Source organism: Nonomuraea sp. NPDC049607 (assembly GCF_040675375.1).
Classification (GTDB): Bacteria; Actinomycetota; Actinomycetes; order Streptosporangiales; family Streptosporangiaceae; genus Nonomuraea.
In genome coordinates, this window is the sequence record NZ_JBFAOV010000103.1 from 1 (window position 1) to 1,692 (window position 1,692).

Annotated in this window: 1 protein-coding gene; it reads left to right on the plus strand. The window is 71.3% G+C overall.

Translation table 11 applies throughout. The features are described 5' to 3' along the window. The coding region (locus tag AB0J97_RS51580; RefSeq protein ID WP_364104815.1) for a M4 family metallopeptidase at positions 1-1,692 on the plus strand (1,692 nt) is incomplete at both ends.

Genomic DNA, 1,692 nt, shown 5'->3' on the forward strand with positions numbered 1-1,692 from the left:
GCCTCGCTCGCCGCGGCGGTCGCCGACAAGGCGGTCTCCAGCCAGCTCGACAACCTCAGCAGAGGCCCTGACGAGGCCTACAGCCGGGTCAGGGTCACCCCCGGCGCCAGCGACATGTTCTACGTCGCCTACGAGCGCACCTACAAGGGCCTGCCCATGGTCGGCGGCGACGCCGTCGTGGTGACCGACGCCGCGGGCAACGTCCGCGACACCGTCACCGCCACCGGCCCCACCACACGTGAGGTCGCGACCAAGGCCACCGTCAGCGCCGCCAAGGCCACCGCCACCGCCAAGGCCCGCCTGTCCCGCGTGGACGACAGCACCGCCCCCCGCCTGGTCGTGCTCGCCCGCGCCGACGCCACGAGGCTGGCCTGGGAGGTCAAGGTCTCCGGTCTGGCCGCCGGCAAGCCCAGCGTGCAGGACGTCTACGTCGACGCCCGCACCGGCGCCGTCGCCGACGCGGTGGACCTGGTCCGCGAGGGCAGCGGCAACGGCTTCTACTACGGCCAGGTCACCATCAACACCAGCGGTTCGGGCAGCTCCTACTCCATGACCGACACCACCCGGCCGGGCATCGCGTGCGGCGGGCAGGGCGGCAGCGCCTACACCGGCACCGACGACGCCTGGGGCAACGGTTCGGGCACCAACCTGGAGACCGCCTGCGTGGACGCCCTGTTCAGCGTCCAGCGCGAGTGGGACATGCTGCGTGACTGGCTGGGCCGCAGCGGCATCGACGGCAGCGGCAGGGGCTTCCCGGCGCGGGTCGGCCTGGCCGACGTCAACGCCTACTGGAACGGCAGCTACACCAACTTCGGCCACAACCAGGCCAACACCCAGCAGGCCACCCCGATCGACGTGGTGGCCCACGAGTTCGGCCACGCCGTCTTCCAGACGACCCCCGGTGGCGCCGGTTCGGGCAACGAGAACGGCGGCATCAACGAGGGCACCGGCGACATCTTCGGCGCGTTGACCGAGGCCTACGCCAACAACCCCAACGACCCGCCGGACTACCTGGTGGGCGAGGAGGTCGACCTGGTCGGCCAGGGCCCGATCCGCAACATGTACAACCCCAGTGCCCTGGGTGACCCCAACTGCTACTCCTCCTCCATCCCCAACACCGAGGTGCACTCGGCGGCCGGGCCGCTCAACCACTGGTTCTACCTGCTGGCCGAGGGCAACAACCCCGGTGGCGGCAAGCCGTCCAGCCCGATCTGCTCCGGCGGTCCCTCCTCGGTGACCGGCGTCAGCATCCAGAAGGCCGGCAAGATCTACATGGGCGCCCTCAACCGCAAGACGTCCTCCTGGCGTTACACCAACATCAGGGCGGCCTCGGTGGCCGCGGCCATCGAGCTGTACGGCGCCAACAGCGCCGAGTGCAACAGCACCAAGGCGGCCTGGAGCGCGGTCAGCGTCACCGCGGCCTCCGGCGAACCGGCCTGCGGCACCGCCGGCCCCGACTTCTCGCTGACACTCAGCTCCTCCTCCGGCAGCGCCCAGCCGGGCGGGACCGCCTCCACCACGGTCAACACCCAGACCACCTCGGGCAGCGCCCAGACGGTCAACCTGACCGCCTCCGGGCTGCCGAGCGGCACCACGGCCAGCTTCAACCCGGCGTCGGTGACCTCCGGCAACTCCTCGACGCTGACGCTGTCGGTCGGCGCGTCCACCGCGCAGGGCACCTACCCGATCACC